This window comes from Streptomyces sp. NPDC047079 (assembly GCF_040643755.1).
Taxonomy (GTDB): domain Bacteria; phylum Actinomycetota; class Actinomycetes; order Streptomycetales; family Streptomycetaceae; genus Streptomyces.
This window is the reverse complement of the sequence record NZ_JBEYUZ010000001.1, coordinates 92,350-110,572: the sequence shown is the minus strand read 5'-3', so window position 1 is coordinate 110,572 and position 18,223 is coordinate 92,350. Positions and strand designations below refer to the sequence as shown.

Below are 18,223 nucleotides of genomic sequence, written 5' to 3'. Positions count from 1 at the left end.
CAGGCAGAACCAGAGGGCGGCACCCCGGGAGGGGTGCCGCCCGTCAGTTGGCCGGTGCGAGCACGCTCACCACTTCGGCAGCGTTGCTCTGCGGGCGGCGGCGGCGCGTTCCGGACCGTCGGGTGCGCCCGCGCGGCCCGCTGGGCATCGTCAGGGAATCAGTCGTACGACCTGGGGGTCGTGGTCGCTGGCCTGGTCGGCGAACTCGGCGTTGACGTGGACGATGTCATAGTCGGGCGAGGCCAGGGACGGGCTGGTCAGGATGTGGTCCAGGACCTGGGAGTTGCCCTGGTACACGTAGGTGTAGCGCTCTCCTGCGGGCAGGGTGGTGGGGAGGTCGGTGAGGCCGGTGCCCGAGGTCAGGGTGGACAGGGTGCCGGAGAACTCGAAGTCGTTCAGGTCACCGAGGACGACGACCCGGGCACTGGGCTGCACGGCCAGGAGCTGCTTCGCGAAGGTGTTGACCTGGGTGGCCTGCTGGGCACGCTGGGTCTCCGAGCTGCGGGTGGGCGGCTGGACGCGCGCGTCGAGGGGCTGGTCACCGCCCTTGGACGTGAAGTGGTTGGCGATCACGAAGACCGTCTTGCCCTGGAAGGTGAACTCGCCGACGAGGGGCTTGCGGCTGCTGCTCCAGGCGGAGTTGGTGGGGTTGATCCGGCCGGGCGAGTAGGAGAGCGCGGCGGTGCCGCCGTTGTTCACCACGGACACCGCGTTCGTGGAGGTGCCACCCGGGCGGTCGGTGAAGCCGACGCGGGCGGGGTTGTAGAGGAAGCCGACGCGGATGTTGCCGCCGGGCTCGCCTCCGTCCTGGTCGTCGACCGGGTTGATCTGGCGGTAGGCGTACGTCGGGCCGCCGGCCGCGGTGATGGCGTTGATCAGCTTCGTGTAGGTCTGGTCGGCGGCCACCACGCTGTCGTTCGTGGCACCGTTGTTGTCCTGGACCTCCTCCAGGGCCACGATGTCGGGTGAGGAGAGATTGGTGACGATGCCGGCCGCGAGCCTGTCGAACTTGGACTGCGGATCGGTGGGGTCCAGGTTCTGCACGTTGTAGGTGGCCACGGCCAGTTCGCCGGAGGCCTGAGCTCGGGTCGTCTCGTGGGCGAGGTTGTTGTCGGTGAGCGTGCCCAGGGTGGTGGCCTGGACGGTGTAGCCGCCGAAGTTGTCGTAGTCGAGCGGGCCCACGGTGCTGCCGCCCAGCACGTCGCCGACGTCGGCGGTCGGCAAGGCGCCCGTCAGCGACATGACCTTGACGCGTCCGGTGTTCTGCGAGTTGTACGAGCCGTAGACGGTGCCGCCGCGGGGGGTGGGGTTCTCGGTCGACTTCGCGGTGACGAACAGCTCGTTGTACTGGTTGCTCGCCCCGACGACGCGGGCGTTGTCGACCTGGACACGCATGCCCTCCAGCGACTCGTACAGGTCGAGGGCGTAGCTGGACGGGGCGAGGGTGAAGCCCTCGAGACTGCCGCTCGGGGCGTAGGCGGCGGGGATCGATGCGGCGTTGAGCACGACCGGGGCCGGCAGCGGGTTGCCGGTGGAGGCGGTCGACTGGATCTGGGGCTGCGACAGCTCGGTGACGGACTGACCGCCGGCCGAGGAGCCGCCCGGGTAGTACTCGGAGACCCTGGCCTTGACGGTGACCTTGTTGCCGACCTTGGTTGAGGGCGTGGAGGACCCGGTGTACGCGAAGACGGCCTCGCTGGTGGCCGGGTTGCCGTCGCCGACCGGGTCCTGGATCCAGAAGCCTCGCGAGGACCCGGTGGAGCGGATCGCGGTGACGATGCCACTGACCGTCACGTCCTGGCTGTTGTAGGGCGAGATGCGCTTGCTGCCCTGGAGCGCGGCGATGGTGACGGTGGCCGCGGAAGCGGGGGCGGGCAGGGCGAGCGCCGTGCCCGTCAGCGCGGCGGTGAGCGCGGTGGCCGTCAGCAGAGCGGTGCGGGGGAGTCTGCGCGGCGTGTAGCGGGAGTCCATAAGCGGTGCCTTTCGCGAAAGTTGTAGAGGTATCGCGGAGCACCGCCCGGGGCGCCTGGGGGAACGCGCCGTGGCGGCACGGAAGTTGTAGTGGCGTCAGGTATCGCCGGAGCGACCAGCAGGTGTTCTACGCGTGTCAGCTCTACGCGCGTCGCACTGGTGTCAAATCCGCCCCTGGGTTGCCCTGTCGCCCTCTCACCCTCCGCCACCACACTTGAGACCGCAACCCCGATGCCGAACGGCCGGGTGTGCACGAAGCCAGACAAAGACGGCCGTCTCGGTTTCCGTCTCCTTCAGCGCCGTACGCGGCCGTCCGTGAAGGCTCATCCCGCCGCGGCCGGCACCGCCGTAGCGCCGGCCGTCCTCTTGGGGATGCGCGGGGTCGGGTCACGGGCGACCGGATCGGCCGCGACGAGCGTTTCGGCCATCGTGGCGCCCAGAGTTGCTCGTAAGCGTCCGTCAGGTCGTGCTCCCGGCGAGGGCCTTCTCGCGGTGTACCAGCCAGACCGTGAAGGCCAGCGTGGAGACGTCCGCGTTCAGCGGGCGCAGGGTCGCGTCGGGCTCGCTCCAGCACAGCACCGCACCCGTGGCACCGTCGACGACCAGGCTCGTGTCCTCCAGCAGATGACCGAGGCGTATCAGGCGGTCCGCCCCTTCGGGGAGTTCGCCCGGGGGGAGGCCGCCCTCCTGCGCACAGTGCTCGGCCAGGGTCGGCAGGGGAACATCGGTGTCCAGTTCGTACCAGTAGCCGTGCTCCGGCAGACCCACCTCGCCGAGGAAGCGGCGGGTCGGCTCGTGCGTGAGCGCGCCGGGGAAGTCGATGTCCTCGAAGCGCACGATCGCGGCGGAGCCGAACTCCTCGTCGAGGAGACGCGGTGGAAGGCCGAGCCGGAGTCCCGTGCCGGGGCGCGCGATCCGGGCCAGGGGCCGGATCAGGGCCGCCATCCGCCAGTAGGGCGCCGGATCGTCCCCGGCGGCCTCGGCAAACACCGACATCAGCCGCCCGGACGTGTCCGCCACCGCCTTCGGGCCGTACCCCTGCGGTGTGAACCGGCCGCCGGACGCGGCTAGTGCCCCGGCAGGCAACGTTTGCCCGTCAGTGAGCGGCGTCCGGTGGGTGCTCTCAGCGGCATTGCGGGGGAAGACCGAGGTCGTGGAGATCCTGCCCGTGGCGCCGTCCAGCAGAAGGGACTCCAGGTCGCGGTCGAGGGTCCGCAGCGCCCCGATGACCAGCTGGCCGCGCAGCTCGGCGGCCAGCTTCCCCGCATCGGCGACCAGTTCGGCGACCCGGCGCAGCGCGGGCCGCCCGCGCAGAGCCCCGAACTCCAGCCGGGCGCTGTCGCACAGCAGTCCGGGTCCCGTCGGCAGGGGCCGCGTCGCCGCGTGCGTCACATACGGATCCAGGTCGGCCTCGGTCAGCGTGATCACGCCACCGGTGTCGGTCGTACCCATCGTCTCCCCCGCGTGCGTCGTCCCCTGAGCGTCCGCGGGCCGGACACGTCCTCCCGCCGGGCGGCTCTCCCCCAACGCGAAGAACCCTACGGGGCGCCACTGACAACGCCACGGCACGCAGCGAGGCGTCAGATGAAGCGCTGGCCGACCGCTACGACGGCGGCCGTAGCGGTCCGGTCGTCCGCGGCGGCGTCGCCGCCGTTCACTGGGTCGTCACCACCGCCGCCTGCGGACGGATCGGCAGCCGGTTGACCGGGCGGCCCGTCGCGGCGCGCACCGCGGCGGCGATCGCAGCCGGGGACGTCACCACGGGCACCGCGCTGACCGCCTTGGCGCCGAACGGCGCGACCACGTCGCGTTCCTCGACCAGCTTGACGATCCGGATGTCGGGGGCGTCCAGGGCCGTGGGCAGCGAGTAACCCGTCAGATCGGGATGGCGGACCAGGCCGCGCGCGGTGCGCAGGTTCTCGGTGAGCGCGATGCCCACGCCCTGGGTGACGCCGGCCTCCACGCGCGCGGCGACCTGCGCCGGGTTCAGCACCCGGCCCACGTCCTGGGCGAGCGCCAGTTCCACCACCCGTACCGAGCCGGTCTCGATGTCCACGTCCACCACGGCGCGGACCGCGCAGAACGCGAGCCCCACGAAGGCGTCGCCCTGGCCCGTCTCGTTCAGCGGTTCCGTCGGGTGCGGGCGGCACTGCGCCGTGGCCCACAGCTCCTTGCCGTCCAACGCCTCGGCGACCGTGGTCGACAGTACGCCGTCGTACGAGGTGATCTTGCCGTCGGTGATCTGGAGCAGCTCGGTGGACATGCCGAACTTGTGCGCCAGGGGTTGCAGCAGCTGGGTGCGGACCATCTTGGCGGCACGTTCCACCGCTCCGCCCGACACCCAGGTGTGGCGCCCGCGGCAGCCCGCGCCGGCCGGCGGCTGGTCCGTGTCGACCGGTGCCACGTGGACCTCGTCGACGCCGAGGATGTCCTGCACGATCTGCCGGGCCAGCGTGGTGAAGCCCTGGCCGGTCTCCACGGCCGAGCACAGCACCGTCGCCACGCCGTCGTGGACCTTCACCGTCGCCGTGGACACCTCGTCGGCGCCCTCCGCGCCGAGCATGTGCACCATGCCGACGCCGTAGCCGACACCGCGGCGCACCGCGCCGGGTTCGCCCGCGCCCTCGGGTCCGCCCGGCAGCAGCCACTCATCCTCGGGGGTGTCCTTGGGCAGCGGCGGCAGCGGGTGGTCCCGTACCGCCTCGAGCAGTTCGGCCACCGGCGCCGGGCAGGTCACGGTCTGGCCCGTCGGCAGGACGTCGCCGGTGGCCATGACGTTGCGCAGCCGCAGTTCCGCCGGGTCGAGGCCGAGCTTCTTGGCGAGCTTGTCCATCTGCGCCTCGTAGGCCGCGCACACCTGCATCGCGCCCTCGCCGCGGACGTGGCCCGATGGCGGGTTGTTGGTGCGGACGGCCCAGCCCTCGATGAAGGCGTTCGGGACGACGTACGGGCCGCAGGCGAAGGACACGGCGGCGGCGAGCGCGTCCGAGGAGGTGTCCGCGTAGGCGCCCGCGTCCAGCAGGATCTGCGCCTCGACCTTCACCAGCTTGCCCTCGGCGTCCGCGTGGTGGCGGTAGCGCAGCAGGGTGGGGTGGCGGTGGGTGTGGCCCAGGAACGACTCTTCGCGCGTCGCGGTCAGCTTCACCGGGCAGCCGGTTCTCAGCGCGAGCAGGCCGAGCGGGAGCTGGAAGCCCTGGTCCTCGCGGTCGGCGGTGGCGCCGGGCACCCCGGTGACGACGACCTTCACCCGCTCGGGCTCCAGGCCGTAGACCGCGGCGGCCCGGTCGCGGTCGGCGTGCGGGTCGGTGGAGGCGACGTACAACTCGACCCCGCCGTCGGGCCGGGGGACCGCGAGACCGGCCTCCGCGCCGATCGGGGCGGGGTCCTGGCGGCCGATGCGGTACAGGCCCTCGACGACGACCTCGCCGAACGCGTCCGGGTCGCCGTGGCGCAGCGGGATGTGCCGGATCAGGTTGCCGTCGGGGTGAAGGGGCTCCACCTCGAAGGCCTGCTCGGGGTCGGTCACCGGGTCGAGCACCTCGTACTCGACGATGATCGCGGCGGCGGCCATGCGCGCGGTGTCGGGGTGGTCGGCGGCGACGGCCGCGATGGGCTCCCCGTGGTGGCGCACGACCTCGGAGGCGAACACGGGGCGGTCGGCCGTGCCCCGGCCGTGGAACGCGCTGGAGGGCACGTCCTCATGGGTGACGACCGCCCGCACGCCGGGCATCTCGCGCGCGTGGCTCACGTCGACGGACAGGATGCGCGCGTGCGGGTGCGGCGAGCGCAGCACGGCGGCCCACAGCAGTCCCTCGGCCCACAGGTCGGCCGCGTACGGGAAGGTGCCCTCGGTCTTCGCGCGGGCGTCGGCCGACGGCAGGGAGGCGCCCAGGCCGTGCGGCAGTGGCTCGGGGGCGGGTGCGGCCGCCGCGGTGGTCGCGGTGGCGGCTTCGTTGCTCACGCCTGGCCTCCGTCCTGGCCGTACGGGTGCTCGTGCGGGGCCCTGCCGTCGAACGCGGAGGCGTGGATGCCACCGGCGCCGGGGCCCGCCTGGTGCGGGATGCGGGGCTCGTCCGCGTCGGGTGCCGACTCGGCCTCGCTGTGCGCCCGGCGTTCGGCGACGACCTCCCTGACGGCCTCCAGGACTCCCCGGTAGCCGGAGCAGCGGCACAGGTTGCCGCACAGGGCGTGGCGGGCCTCCAGTTCGGTCGGCGCGGGATTGCCCTCCAGCAGGTCGTGCACAGTCATCGCGATCCCGGGGATGCAGAAGCCGCACTGCACGGCCCCGCACCGGGCGAGCGCCCGCTGCACGTCCGAGGGCTGTCCGTCGGTGGCGAGGCCCTCGACCGTCCGGACCTCGCTGCCCGCGGCGGTGACGGCGGGCACCAGGCAGGAGGCGACGAGCCGTCCGTCGACCTGGACGTTGCAGGCGCCGCACTCGCCCTGGGAGCAGCCGTCCTTGGCGCCTGCGAGACCGAGCCGCTCCCGCAGCACGTACAGCAGCGACTCCCCGATCCAGGCGTCGGTGACGGGCCGGTCGGAGCTGTTCACCCGCAGGACGTACGAGACGAGGGGGTGTTCGTCGTGGGAGCCCGGCGGGGCTCCGGGGTCCTGTTCCTCGGCGTCGGCCTCCGGGGCCGGTCCGGGCCCGGCCGCGGCGGGGTCGTCCGGCGGTACGGCGTCCGTGTCCCGGGACTCCTCGGCGGCGGGCCCGTCCACGGGCTCTGACGGCTCCTGGACGGCCTCGGACGCCTCCGGGGCATCGTCGGCCCCCGTGTCCTCGTACGGCCCGCCGGACGGCTCTCCAGGGGGCTCCGCGGGCGCCTGCGCGGCCGGCTCGTCGGGGATCGGGTGGTGGCTCCCGTCGGACCAGGGCTGTCCGGTGCCGGTCGCCCAGGGCGCGGGCGCGCCGCCCGGCAGGGTCGCGGGCGGGGTGCCGCCCCACTGCTCGACCAGGGCCGACGTGGAGAACTCGCCCGATTCGTCCGGCAGATCGCCGCCCGCCACGGGGATCGACCACTCGCCGGTGACGTCCTGCCCGGAGGCGGGGTACTCCCGGGCGGGCGCGGCCTCCTCGAAGGCCCACTGCCCGGTGGCCCCGGGGTGGTACGTGAACCGATCGCCCGTGTTCTCCGGGGGGGCCTGGTCCCGGTCGGGCCAGTGGGCACCCTCCCCGGGCGCGTCCCAGGCGCGCTGGGCCGCCGGGTCCTGGCCCTGGTCGGCGGCCGGGCTGATCGTCGGCGGCACATAGCCGTGGCCGGGCGCGGCCAGCGGGCTGTCGGAGGCGAGGAGGGCGTCGATCCCTCCCTCGGGGAGCTGGACGAAGGCGGTGGCGCCGTCGTCGTAGTCCCCCTGCGGCAGTCGCTCCCAGGAACCGTGGGTGCCCCCCTGCGGGGTCCCTTGCGGGTGCCGGTCGTCGGTCACGACAGTGCCCTCCCCAGTGCTCGTCGGGCCAGCGCGGCGACGGTGCGCCGCAGGTGCAGTACGGCGGGCGGTAGTTGCTGCACGGTGCCGTCCTCCGCCGGGGCCGGGTCGGGGATGCAGGCCGCGGCGACGTACTCCCCGAAGGCGGCGAGCGCCTCCGGGACGATCGCGCGGTTGTTGTCCCAGTCGATGAGCTGGGCAACCCACTGCTCGGCCTCCAGGGGGCGCAGCGGCACGGGCGCTATGGCGCCGACGGCGCAGCGCACGCCGCGTCGGGCCGGGTCGAGGACGAGCGCCACGGAAGCGATGGCCCGCCCGGGGCCGGTGCGCCCGGTCGCCTTCACGAAGACCTGGGGCGCGTGCAGCAGCGGTACGCGCACGTAGCCGATGAGCTCGCCGGCCCGCAGCATCTCCATCCCGGCGAGCAGGTGCGAGACCGGGATCTCGCGGCGGGCTCCGCCCGGGCCCGCGATGATCAGCGTGGCCTCCAGGGCGGCCAGCACCGGGAGCGCGTCCCCGGTGGGGGCGGCCGAGGCGATGTTGCCGCCCAGGGTGCCCGCGTTGCGGATGTGCGGCGGTCCGGCCGCGCGCGCGGCCGCCGCGAGGGCGGGGATGAGGGCCGCGAAGTCGGGTCGGCCCATGCGCGCGTGGGTGAGGCCGGCGCCGAGCAGCGCGTGGCCGTCCTGGTACTGCCAGCCTCGGATCTCGCTGATGCGGCCGAGGCCGACCAGCGCGGCGGGCCGCAGCTGCCCGGAGTTCACGGCGGCCATCAGATCGGTGCCGCCCGCCACGGGGACTGCGGCCGGCATGGCGGCCAGGGCCGCCACGGCCTCGTCCAGCGAGGCGGGCAGCGTCACGGCCTGCGCCGCCTGCGGTGCGTGCGTGGTCAAACCGGCTGCCCCTTCCCGCTGCCCCACCTGGTCCCACCTGTGTTGCCGTACGGTACGTGCTGACAGGCCGGACGTGGCAACTCTGGCACATCTTTCCCGGCCCCCGACGCGGGGGTCCGCTAGGAGGCATTCGCCCCCTCACCAGGGAGATGGCCCGTTTTGGCATGACGTTCCCCATGAGCGCCGCTTGTCGCTCTGCGGTGGCCCTGGTGCGACTTTTCCCACGCGGGGTCACGTTTCCAGGGCACCCGGCCCCTCGGCTGCCCCTCGGCGGCGGCCTCACACGTTCGGGGGCGCACCCTCGATCGGACGTCCGAGCACACCGGGTCGCCGCTGCCACGGCAGGGGCCCCGCGGGCGGCCGGTAGGCGACCCCCAGGGCGTCAAGCCGACGGTAGTGGGCGGCCATCCGCCGCTCGAAGTCCGTGAAGTCTCGCTCCGCGGGCGCGGGCAGGGCGCTCCACGCGACCTCGGCGAAGGCCGCGAGCCTCGGGAACGTCTGGTAGTCCACCCGTCCCTGATCCTCCGTCACCTCGGTCCAGACGTTGGCCTGGGTGCCGAGCACGTGGCGCGCCTGCTCCTCGGTGAGCTGCGGCGGAACCGGCTCGAAGCGGTAGACGTTCTCCAGGGTGCGCACATACCCGATGGGCACGGGCTCGTCCTCGCCGCCGTCCTGACGGTGGTCCAGATAGACCTGCTGCTCCGGGCACATCACGACGTCGTGCCCGGCCCGCGCGGCCGTGACGCCGCCGGCGTATCCGCGCCAGGAGGACACGGCGGCGCCCGCCGCCAGGCCGAACACCGTCGTCTGACCTCCGGGCGCCCGTACCCCCTGCCGGCTCTTCCAGCCTTCGGCCGGGGCGCGCCCTTCGGTCCGGCTCGCGCCCTCCAGGATCTCGTCCCAGCCGATGAGCCGGCGGCCGCGGGCGGTGAGCCAGGTGTCGAAGTGCCGGACGAACCACGCCTGGAGCCCGTCCTCGTCACCGAGTCCGAGCTCCCTGATGCGCGCCTGGGCGGCCGGGGAGCGCCGCCACTGGTCCTTGGGGCATTCGTCGCCGCCGATGTGGATGAACGTCGAGGGGAACAGCTGAAGAACTTCCTCGAACACCCCTTCGTAGAACCGCAGGGTGCTGTCGGTGGGGGCGAGTACGTTGACCGAGATGCCCCAGTCGTCCCAGACCGAGAGGGAGGCCGTGTCGATGACGTCCGAGTTGCCAAGTTCCGGATACGCGGCGATGGCCGCCTGGCTGTGCCCGGGTATGTCGATCTCGGGGACGACGGTGATATGCCGCGCGGCCGCGTACGCGACGATCTCGCGGATGTCGTCCTGCGTGTAGAAACCTCCGTGCGGCTTCTCCTCCCACAGCGGCGAGGCCCGGTGTCCGAACCGGGTGCGGGGCCGCCAGGAGCCCACCTCGGTGAGCTTCGGGTGGCGTTTGATCTCCAGCCGCCAGCCCTGGTCGTCGGTGAGATGCAGATGGAGGACGTTCAGCTTGTGGGCGGCCATCAGGTCCAGACAGCGCAGGACGCCGCCCTTGGGCGTGAAGTGCCGGGCGACGTCGAGGAGCAGACCGCGCCAGGGGAAGCGGGGCGCGTCCTCGACGACCACGCCGGGCACATGCCACTCGCGCCGGGTCGCGTCGACCGGCGCCCGGCGGAAGGCCTCCGGCCCCAGCAACTGGCGGAAGGTCTGCGCTCCCCAGAAGACGCCGGCCGCGCTGCCGCCGTCGAGGCGGATGGCGCGTCCGTCGATGGCGACGCGGTACGCCTCGGGCTCCATCTCCGGGTCGATGCGCAGCACGATGCCGTTCTCCGCGCCGCCCTCACGAAAGGGCAGCCCCGTGGCCGCGCCCAGGGCGTCACGCATCCAGTGTGCGACGCGCTCGGTGCCGGGCTCCGCGCGCAGCACCGTCTCCTCGTCGAGCACGAACAGCCCCCGCGGGGGTACCCGCCAGCCCTCGCGGGGTGCCGGGATCAGATCCTCGAAGCCCATCGCATCCAGCCCTTCCGGTCCTTGCGGCCTTCACGAACCCCCGGGCAGCCACACCTTCCGGGTGACGGGAAGCCTGATCGACAAGGGGAAGCCTGATCGACAAGGGGCGTGAACGGAAGCGGAACGAGTGAACGGGAGCGGAACGCATCCCGCACGCGGACACGAAGAGCCCCGGGGCGCGCCGTCACGCGCCCCGGGGGCCCTGCGGTCGTCGGGCGGGGAGCCGGCCGGCTACTTGTCGCCGCCCTTGTCTTCGTCGCCGCCGCTGCCCATGGACTCGTAGATCTCCTTGCACATGGGGCAGACCGGGTACTTCTTGGGGTCGCGGCCCGGTACCCACACCTTGCCGCACAGCGCCACGACGGGCGTGCCGTCGAGGGCACTCGCCATGATCTTGTCCTTCTGGACGTAGTGGGCGAAGCGCTCGTGGTCACCGTCGCCGTGCGACACCTGCGGCGTCGGCTCGACGAGGGTCCCCGTACCAGTACCGCGCTCGGGCTCGAGAGTGCTCATACGGCAAGGGTACTGAAGCTCGCACGCATCAGTTGAGCGTAGGGTCGTCCGGATAGGTGGCCACCATCGCCAGCTCGCTGCGCTGGCGCCGCAGCACCTCCCGCCACAGTCTCTCCGGCTCCGGGGACGACACGTCGCCGGGCTCCGACTCGACCACGTACCAGGCACCTTCGACCAGCTCGTCCTCCAGCTGACCGGGGCCCCAGCCCGCGTACCCGGCGAAGATCCGCAGCGAGCCGAGCGCCTTGGCCAGCAGTTCCGGTGGGGCCTCCAGGTCCACCAGGCCGATCGCGCCGTGCACCCGCCGCCAGCCGAGTGGGGTGCGCTCCCCCGCGGCACCGCCGGGGATGACGGCGACACCGAGCGCCGAATCCAGCGACACCGGTCCGCCCTGGAAGACGACACCGGGCTCCCCCGCCAGGTCCGCCCAGCCCTCCAGGACGTCGCCCACGTCCACGGGTGTGGGGCGGTTGAGGACCACACCGAGCGAGCCCTCCTCGTCGTGGTCGAGGAGGAGCACCACAGCGCGGTCGAAGTTCGGGTCCGCCAGGGCGGGCGTGGCCACGAGCAGCCGCCCTGTGAGCGAGGACACCTCGGTCATGCCAGACATGATCCCGCATCTTGCCCCGGGATGGGGAGGCAATCCCGGTACGCGGGTGAATGCGAGGCAGGGCTCACGGATGCGGCACGGGCGCACGCCCGGCGGTAACCCCGTGCGTCCGGCCACGCACGGGTCGTGTTGTGGCAAACCTATGACCTTGCCGGGAGGCCCTTGGGCTTACTGAAAGGGGGTAGGCGGCCATTACTCTTACGTCTTCGGCCCCTGCCCCACTCCACGGAACGCGAGATCCATGACCGTCAACGACGATGTCCTGCTTGTCCACGGCGGAACCCCGCTGGAGGGCGAAATCCGTGTCCGCGGTGCGAAGAACCTCGTACCGAAGGCCATGGTCGCCGCTCTGCTGGGCAGTGGGCCGAGCAGGCTGCGCAATGTGCCCGACATCCGCGACGTGCGCGTGGTGCGCGGCCTGCTCCAACTGCACGGCGTGACGGTCCGTCCGGGCGAGGAACCGGGCGAGCTGGTGCTCGACCCGACCCACGTCGAGAGCGCGAACGTCGCTGACATCGATGCCCACGCGGGCTCGTCGCGCATCCCGATCCTCTTCTGCGGCCCGCTGCTGCACCGCCTGGGGCACGCCTTCATCCCGGGTCTCGGCGGCTGCGACATCGGCGGCCGTCCCATCGACTTCCACTTCGACGTGCTGCGGCAGTTCGGCGCGGTCATCGAGAAGCGCGCGGACGGCCAGTACCTGGAGGCGCCCAAGGGGCTGCGCGGCACCAAGATCCGGCTGCCGTACCCCTCCGTCGGCGCGACCGAGCAGGTGCTGCTGACGGCGGTCCTCGCCGAGGGCGTCACCGAGTTGTCCAACGCGGCCGTGGAGCCGGAGATCGAGGACCTCATCTGCGTGTTGCAGAAGATGGGCGCGATCATCGCGATGGACACCGACCGCACGATCCGCATCACCGGTGTCGAGAGCCTCGGCGGCTACACCCACCGTGCCCTCCCGGACCGTCTGGAGGCCGCGTCCTGGGCGTCGGCGGCGCTGGCGACCGAGGGCAACATCTACGTGCGCGGCGCGCAGCAGCGGTCGATGATGACGTTCCTGAACACCTACCGGAAGGTGGGCGGTGCCTTCGAGATCGACGACGAGGGCATCCGCTTCTGGCATCCGGGCGGCCAGCTGAAGTCCATCGCGCTGGAGACGGACGTGCACCCGGGCTTCCAGACGGACTGGCAGCAGCCGCTGGTGGTCGCGCTGACGCAGGCCACGGGTCTGTCGATCATCCACGAGACGGTCTACGAGTCCCGCCTCGGCTTCACCTCGGCGCTCAACCAGATGGGCGCGCACATCCAGCTCTACCGGGAGTGCCTCGGCGGCTCCGACTGCCGCTTCGGGCAGCGCAACTTCCTGCACTCCGCGGTCGTTTCGGGCCCGACCAGGCTCCAGGGCGCCGACCTGGTTATCCCCGACCTGCGCGGCGGTTTCTCGTACCTGATCGCGGCCCTGGCGGCCCAGGGCACCTCCCGGGTCCACGGCATCGAGCTGATCAACCGCGGCTACGAGAACTTCATGGAGAAGCTCATCGAGCTGGGCGCGAAGGTCGAACTCCCGGGCAAGGCCCTGGCCTAGCGGCCCTCCCGGGCGCCGAGAGCCCGCGTTCGCGCCTGTACGGCGTTCACGGCCGCACATCCACGAGGGGCGGTCACCCGGATCGGGTGACCGCCCCTTAGGCCTTGCTGGGCCCGTACGCCGTCCCGAGGGGCGTCACCGGGCCTGCTGCTGCCGTCCCGTGGCGGGGGTACGGCCTCCTGCGCCGTTCCGTGACGGTACGGCGCGTACGCCGTTCCGTGACGGTACGGCGCTCACACCGTTCCGTGACGGTACGGCCTCGTACGCCGTCCCGTGGCGTACGACGGCAAGATCACTTGCCCTTCGCGGCTTCCTTGAGCTTGGAGCCCGCCGAGACCTTCACGCTGTAGCCGGCCGGGATCTGGATGGGGTCGCCGGTCTGCGGGTTACGCGCGGTGCGAGCGGCACGGTGGGTCCGCTCGAAGGTCAGGAAGCCAGGGATGGTGACCTTCTCGTCGCCCTTGGCGACGACCTCGCCGACGGTCTCGGCGAACGCGGCCAGCACGGCGTCGGCGTCCTTGCGGGTCACCTCGGCGCGGTCGGCCAGCGCGGCCACCAGCTCACTGCGGTTCATGTTGTTACTCCCGTGTTCTTCTTGCCGTTGAGGCGTGCCACGCGGCGGAGCCGCATGATGGGCACGTCGAAGCCGATGCTGCCAGGGTCCTCGGTGGTTCCCCGGCCCCGGGTCCGTCGTCAGACCCTCGCGCCCGAAGACGCATCCTGCCCCCACCTGCGGCGGTAAAGCCAATCCGGCACCCGCAGGAGTCGTGAGAACACCCTTGGGAGTCACACGAAAAGCGCCACCACCTCGGCGCGGTGACGCTCGGTCCGCTCCCGGCAACGCTTCGCAGGGCCTTGGGGGGCCTGAGCCTGGCCGCCACCCTAGAGGGCGGCCGGGATCGGCGCCTTCAACGACGCGCCGCACCCGGCCACCGTGGCAATGGTCACAGCCGCGCCCGGCCGGGGCCGGCCCGGACGGTCGTCGGCGCCCGGCGCCGCCCGTGCGCCCGTCGCCGACCACGCGCCTGTCGCCTACTGGGCGTCCGTCGCCGACTCCCCGGCCGCCTTCACGGCCTCCCGCACCGCTCCGGCGACGGCGCCCGCGACCTTGTCGTTGAATACGCTCGGAATGATGTAGTTCGCGTTCAGCTCCTCGTCGGTCACCACGTCCGCGAGGGCGGTCGCGGCGGCCAGCATCATGTCCGTGTTGACCGTGCGGGACTGGGCGTCCAGCAGGCCTCGGAAGACGCCGGGGAACACCAGGACGTTGTTGATCTGGTTCGGGAAGTCGGAGCGGCCGGTGGCCACAACTGCCGCCGTCTGACGGGCGATTGCCGGGTCGACCTCGGGGTCGGGGTTCGCGAGCGCGAACACGATCGCGCCCTCGGCCATGGCGGCGACGTCGTCGCCGTCGAGGACGTTCGGCGCGGAGACGCCGATGAAGACGTCGGCGCCGCGCACGGCCTCCTTGAGGGTGCCGGTCAGGCCCTCGTGGTTGGTGTTGTCGGCGATCCAGCGCAGCGGCGAGTCCACCGCGGCGTCCACCAGGTCCTCGCGGCCGGCGTGCACGACACCGTGGATGTCGGTGACGACGGCGCTCTTGACGCCCGCCGCGAGCAGCAGCTTGAGGATGGCCGTACCGGCCGCGCCGGCGCCCGACATCACCACGCGCACGTTCTCAATCGCCTTGCCCACCACGCGAAGTGCGTTGGTCAGCGCGGCGAGCACGACGATCGCGGTGCCGTGCTGGTCGTCGTGGAAGACGGGGATGTCGAGGGCCTCGCGCAGCCGGGCCTCGATCTCGAAGCAGCGGGGCGCGGAGATGTCCTCCAGGTTGATACCGGCGAAGCCGGGGGCGATCGCCTTGACGATCTCCACGATCGCGTCGGTGTCCTGGGTGTCGAGGCAGATGGGCCAGGCGTCGATGCCGGCGAAGCGCTTGAAGAGGGCGGCCTTGCCCTCCATGACGGGCAGCGCGGCCTTGGGGCCGATGTTGCCCAGGCCCAGCACGGCCGATCCGTCCGTCACGACCGCAACGGAGTTGCGCTTGATGGTCAGACGGCGGGCGTCCTCGGGGTTCTCCGCGATCGCCATGCACACGCGCGCCACACCGGGCGTGTAGATCATGGAAAGGTCGTCACGGTTGCGGATGGGGTGCTTGGACGCCATCTCGATCTTGCCGCCGAGGTGCATGAGGAACGTACGGTCCGAGACCTTGCCCAGGGTCACGCCCTCGATGCCGCGCAGCTTCTGGACGATCTCCTCGGCGTGGGAGGTCGAGGTGGCGGCGATGGTGACATCGATACGGAGCTTCTCGTGGCCGGACGCGGTGACGTCGAGGCCGGTGACCGAGCCTCCGGAGGACTCCACGGCGGTGGTGAGCTGCGAGACGGCGGTTCCGCTCGCGGGCACCTCCAGCCGGATCGTCATCGAGTAGGAGACGCTGGGCGCCGTTGCCATGGCCGACTTCCTCTGCTTTCACCGTGTCGCTGAGTTGTGCCGTCCGATCGTCGCACCTACCCCTCAGTACGTGGTAGCCGCCATGGATTGCGAACGTTTTGTTCCCACGGAGGGCGTGATTTCGGAAAGCGGGTTCCACGATACGAGAAGCCGGAAGGCCAAGGAAAGAGGCCCACATCACGTGGTGACGTGGGCCTCCCGAACGTTCAGTGACACCGACCCGCCATGCTCGCCTCGCGGCAAGTGGTCGCTCTGAGCGACTAAGGTTGGGCCCGGGGGCTTGGATCGGGCCGGTGCCACACCAAGGCTAACAAACGGATCCCGTAAGGCCATTCCCGCACCGAGAGTTCATCTTTCGTAGAGCCGACCGCGCCCCGGACGCGACCCGAGCGGCCCCCGGCAGCGCCCCCGCCGGCCCCCAGGTCAGTCGCGGAGCAGGTCCGGTACCCCGGCCGCGTTCGGGTCGTCCCGTTCGCCCGAGATCACCGTCAGCTGCTGGGTCGCCCGGGTCAGGGCCACGTACAGCACCCGCAGGCCCGCGGGGCTCTCGTCGGCGATCTCCGCGGGCGAGACGACGACCGTCGCGTCGTACTCCAGGCCCTTGGCCTCCAGGCTGCCGAGCGCCACGACCCGGTCGCCGAGCCCGTCCAGCCAGCGGGCCGCCTCCTCGCGCCGGTTCATGGCGACGACCACGCCGACCGTGCCGTCGACGCGGCCGAGCAGCCGTGCCGCCTCCGCGCGGACGGTCCCCGCCAGGGACTCCCGGCCGGCGGCGAAGCGCGGTTCGACACCCGTGGAGCGGACCGCCGAAGGCGCCTTCGAGCCCGGCATCGCCAGCGCGAGCACCTTCGAGGCCAACTCGGCGATCTCCGCCGGATTGCGGTAGTTGACCGTGAGCGTGAAGCGGCGGCGGGGCCGGGTGCCCAGGGCCTCGTCCCGGGCCTCGGCCGCCTCGTCCGGGTCGGACCAGGACGACTGGGCCGGGTCACCGACCACGGTCCAGGTGGCGTGCCGGCCACGCCGCCCGACCATCCGCCACTGCATCGGCGTGAGGTCCTGCGCCTCGTCGACGATCACATGCGCGTACTCGGTCCGCTCCGCCGCGAGCCGCTCGGCGCGCTCGCGCTGCGACTCCTCGCGTACGGGCATCAGCTCCTCCAGCCCGGTCAGCTGGTCCAGCGGGTCGAGCTCGCGCTTCTTCCTCGGGCGGGCCGGCAGCCCGAGGATGGCCTCCAGCTCGTCCAGCATCGCCACGTCGTGCACGGACAGCCCCTGCCGCTTCAGGGAGCGCGCGACCTTGCGCACCTCGCCGGGGTTGAGGATGCGCCGGGCCCAGCGGCCCAGCCGCCTCTCGTCGGCCATCGACTCCAGCACGGCCCTCGGGGTCAGCTCGGGCCACCAGGCGTCCAGGAACGCGAGGAAGGAGTCCTCAGAGGAGACGTCCTCGTCGAACGAGGAGCGCAGCTCGGCGGCCAGCTCGGGGTCGGCGTGCCTGGTCGCGGCGCCGGACCGGGCCCACAGGGCGTCCAGCAGCAGCTTGCGGGCCCGCGGCCGCAGCAGGTTCACCGGGGCGGTGCCGCTGAGGGCGTTGCGCCGGATGCGCTCCAGCTCCGCCGCCTCCAGTTCGAGGCGGCGGCCGAAGGCGACGACCCGCAGCCGGGTGGGCGCGCCGCTGCGTTCAAGGGCCCCGCGGGCGGCCTTCCTGAGCACCTTGAGCATGCGGTACGAACCCTTGGCGCGGGCCACGGACGGGGAGTCGTACAGCGTGGCCTCGGCGCCGTCGACGAGCGAGCCGATGGCGCGGATGGCGACCTGGCCCTCCTCGCCGAGCGAGGGCAGCACGCCCTCGGTGTACGCGACCAGCAGCGGGGTGGGCGACACGATCAGGATGCCGCCCGCGTACCTGCGCCTGTCCTGGTAGAGCAGGTACGCGGCCCGGTGCAGGGCGACGGCCGTCTTGCCGGTGCCGGGGCCGCCCTCGACGTAGGTCACGGAGGCGGCGGGGGCACGGATGACCAGGTCCTGTTCGGCCTGGATGGACGCCACGATGTCCCGCATGGTGTGGGTGCGGGCCCTGCCGAGGGCCGCCATCAGGGCGCCGTCGCCGATCACCGGCAGCTCATGGCCGTCGAGCTTGGCCTTCAGCTCGGGGCGCATCAGGTCGTCCTCGACGCCGAGCACCCGGCGGCCCTTGGAGCGGATCACCCGGCGGCGCACGACCCGTCCCGGGTCGACCGGGGTCGAGCGGTAGAAGGGGGCCGCGGCAGGCGCCCGCCAGTCGATGACCAGGGGCGCGTAGTCCTGGTCGAGGACGCCGATACGGCCGATGTGCAGGGTCTCGGCGATGTCCGCGGTGTTGTCGGGGCGCACCGCGCCCTCGGCGGGCTCGACGGCCGTGTACGCGCCGTCCGGCCCCCTCTTGCCGTCCTTGCCGGGCAGCAGGTCGATCCGTCCGAAGAGGAAGTCCTCGAACTCGTTGTTGAGCCGGTTGAGGTGGACGCCCGCCCGGAAGACCTGGGCGTCCCGCTCGGCCAGCGCGCCGGGCGTACCGACCTGGCCGCGCTTGGCGGCGTCGTTCATCAGGAACTCCGCCTCGTGGATCTTCTCCTCGAGGCGCTGGTACACCCGGTCCAGGTGTTCCTGTTCGACGCTGATCTCCCGGTCGCGGAGCGAGTCGTGCGCGGACTTGCCGACCGGGCCGAGCGCCGTTTCCTGTTGAACCTGAGCGGCCACCGGGCCCCCTTCTGACGTGCTGGGCAGCCGTCCACCGTACGCGAAGGG

12 protein-coding genes are annotated in these 18,223 nt (G+C 72.3%); 1 reads left to right on the top strand and 11 read right to left on the bottom strand.

Annotated features, from left to right (window positions below; translation table 11 throughout):
• Window positions 1-150 precede the first annotated feature (150 nt).
• The 8 genes from ABZ823_RS00395 to ABZ823_RS00360 all read right to left on the bottom strand — a co-directional run bounded on the left by ABZ823_RS00395 (window position 151) and on the right by ABZ823_RS00360 (window position 11,391).
• Window positions 151-1,971 carry an endonuclease/exonuclease/phosphatase family protein gene (locus ABZ823_RS00395; RefSeq protein ID WP_361652070.1) on the bottom strand — a complete coding sequence of 607 codons (1,821 nt, stop codon included), beginning with the start codon at window positions 1,969-1,971 and terminating at the stop codon, window positions 151-153.
• Window positions 1,972-2,430: 459 nt separating this feature from the next.
• Window positions 2,431-3,423, bottom strand: coding sequence for an SUKH-4 family immunity protein (locus tag ABZ823_RS00390; protein WP_361652068.1), 993 nt, complete (start codon window positions 3,421-3,423; stop codon window positions 2,431-2,433).
• A gap of 202 nt (window positions 3,424-3,625) precedes the next feature.
• Window positions 3,626-5,932 carry a molybdopterin cofactor-binding domain-containing protein gene (locus ABZ823_RS00385; RefSeq protein ID WP_361652066.1) on the bottom strand — a complete coding sequence of 769 codons (2,307 nt, stop codon included), beginning with the start codon at window positions 5,930-5,932 and terminating at the stop codon, window positions 3,626-3,628.
• Complete coding sequence (locus ABZ823_RS00380) at window positions 5,929-7,395, bottom strand: 2Fe-2S iron-sulfur cluster-binding protein (protein WP_361652064.1); 1,467 nt, start codon at window positions 7,393-7,395, stop codon at window positions 5,929-5,931. The genes ABZ823_RS00385 and ABZ823_RS00380 overlap by 4 nt, the downstream gene beginning before the upstream one ends.
• Entirely contained in the window at window positions 7,392-8,285 is an 894-nt protein-coding gene (locus tag ABZ823_RS00375; RefSeq protein WP_361652062.1) for an FAD binding domain-containing protein, read from the bottom strand. The genes ABZ823_RS00380 and ABZ823_RS00375 overlap by 4 nt, the downstream gene beginning before the upstream one ends.
• A 279-nt stretch (window positions 8,286-8,564) precedes the next feature.
• The gene (locus ABZ823_RS00370) at window positions 8,565-10,277 is read right to left on the bottom strand and encodes a beta-N-acetylhexosaminidase (protein WP_361652060.1); all 1,713 of its coding nucleotides are present in this window, start codon (window positions 10,275-10,277) and stop codon (window positions 8,565-8,567) included.
• Between the two features lie 231 nt (window positions 10,278-10,508).
• Window positions 10,509-10,790 (bottom strand): DUF3039 domain-containing protein, encoded by a 282-nt coding sequence (locus ABZ823_RS00365; RefSeq protein WP_361652058.1) that lies wholly within the window; start codon window positions 10,788-10,790, stop codon window positions 10,509-10,511.
• A gap of 28 nt (window positions 10,791-10,818) precedes the next feature.
• Window positions 10,819-11,391, bottom strand: a complete 573-nt coding sequence (locus ABZ823_RS00360; RefSeq protein ID WP_361652056.1) for a YqgE/AlgH family protein — start codon at window positions 11,389-11,391, stop codon at window positions 10,819-10,821.
• A gap of 250 nt (window positions 11,392-11,641) precedes the next feature.
• Here ABZ823_RS00360 and murA point away from each other — a divergent pair, with 250 nt between their 5' ends.
• Window positions 11,642-12,982: a UDP-N-acetylglucosamine 1-carboxyvinyltransferase gene (gene murA / locus ABZ823_RS00355; protein ID WP_361652054.1), complete on the top strand. Its 1,341-nt coding sequence runs from the start codon at window positions 11,642-11,644 to the stop codon at window positions 12,980-12,982.
• A 292-nt stretch (window positions 12,983-13,274) separates the two neighbouring features.
• Here murA and ABZ823_RS00350 read toward each other — a convergent pair whose 3' ends face one another.
• The 3 genes from ABZ823_RS00350 to ABZ823_RS00340 form a co-directional block, all read right to left on the bottom strand.
• On the bottom strand, window positions 13,275-13,556 hold the full coding sequence (locus tag ABZ823_RS00350) for an HU family DNA-binding protein (RefSeq protein ID WP_007498188.1): 282 nt from the start codon (window positions 13,554-13,556) through the stop codon (window positions 13,275-13,277).
• Between the two features lie 458 nt (window positions 13,557-14,014).
• Entirely contained in the window at window positions 14,015-15,442 is a 1,428-nt protein-coding gene (locus ABZ823_RS00345) for an NAD-dependent malic enzyme (RefSeq protein ID WP_361652052.1), read from the bottom strand.
• 423 nt (window positions 15,443-15,865) lie between these two features.
• Window positions 15,866-18,175, bottom strand: coding sequence for a UvrD-helicase domain-containing protein (locus ABZ823_RS00340; protein ID WP_361652050.1), 2,310 nt, complete (start codon window positions 18,173-18,175; stop codon window positions 15,866-15,868).
• Window positions 18,176-18,223 lie beyond the last annotated feature (48 nt).

Bases quoted from the DNA above. Each gene is read 5' to 3' on its own strand.
- ABZ823_RS00395 (WP_361652070.1), bottom strand. From the start codon at position 1,971: ATGGACTCCCGCTACACGCCGCGCAGACTCCCCCGCACCGCTCTGCTG.
- ABZ823_RS00390 (WP_361652068.1), bottom strand. From the start codon at position 3,423: ATGGGTACGACCGACACCGGTGGCGTGATCACGCTGACCGAGGCCGAC.
- ABZ823_RS00370 (WP_361652060.1), bottom strand. From the start codon at position 10,277: ATGGGCTTCGAGGATCTGATCCCGGCACCCCGCGAGGGCTGGCGGGTA.
- ABZ823_RS00365 (WP_361652058.1), bottom strand. From the start codon at position 10,790: ATGAGCACTCTCGAGCCCGAGCGCGGTACTGGTACGGGGACCCTCGTC.
- ABZ823_RS00360 (WP_361652056.1), bottom strand. From the start codon at position 11,391: ATGACCGAGGTGTCCTCGCTCACAGGGCGGCTGCTCGTGGCCACGCCC.
- murA (WP_361652054.1), top strand. From the start codon at position 11,642: ATGACCGTCAACGACGATGTCCTGCTTGTCCACGGCGGAACCCCGCTG.
- ABZ823_RS00350 (WP_007498188.1), bottom strand. From the start codon at position 13,556: ATGAACCGCAGTGAGCTGGTGGCCGCGCTGGCCGACCGCGCCGAGGTG.
- ABZ823_RS00345 (WP_361652052.1), bottom strand. From the start codon at position 15,442: ATGGCAACGGCGCCCAGCGTCTCCTACTCGATGACGATCCGGCTGGAG.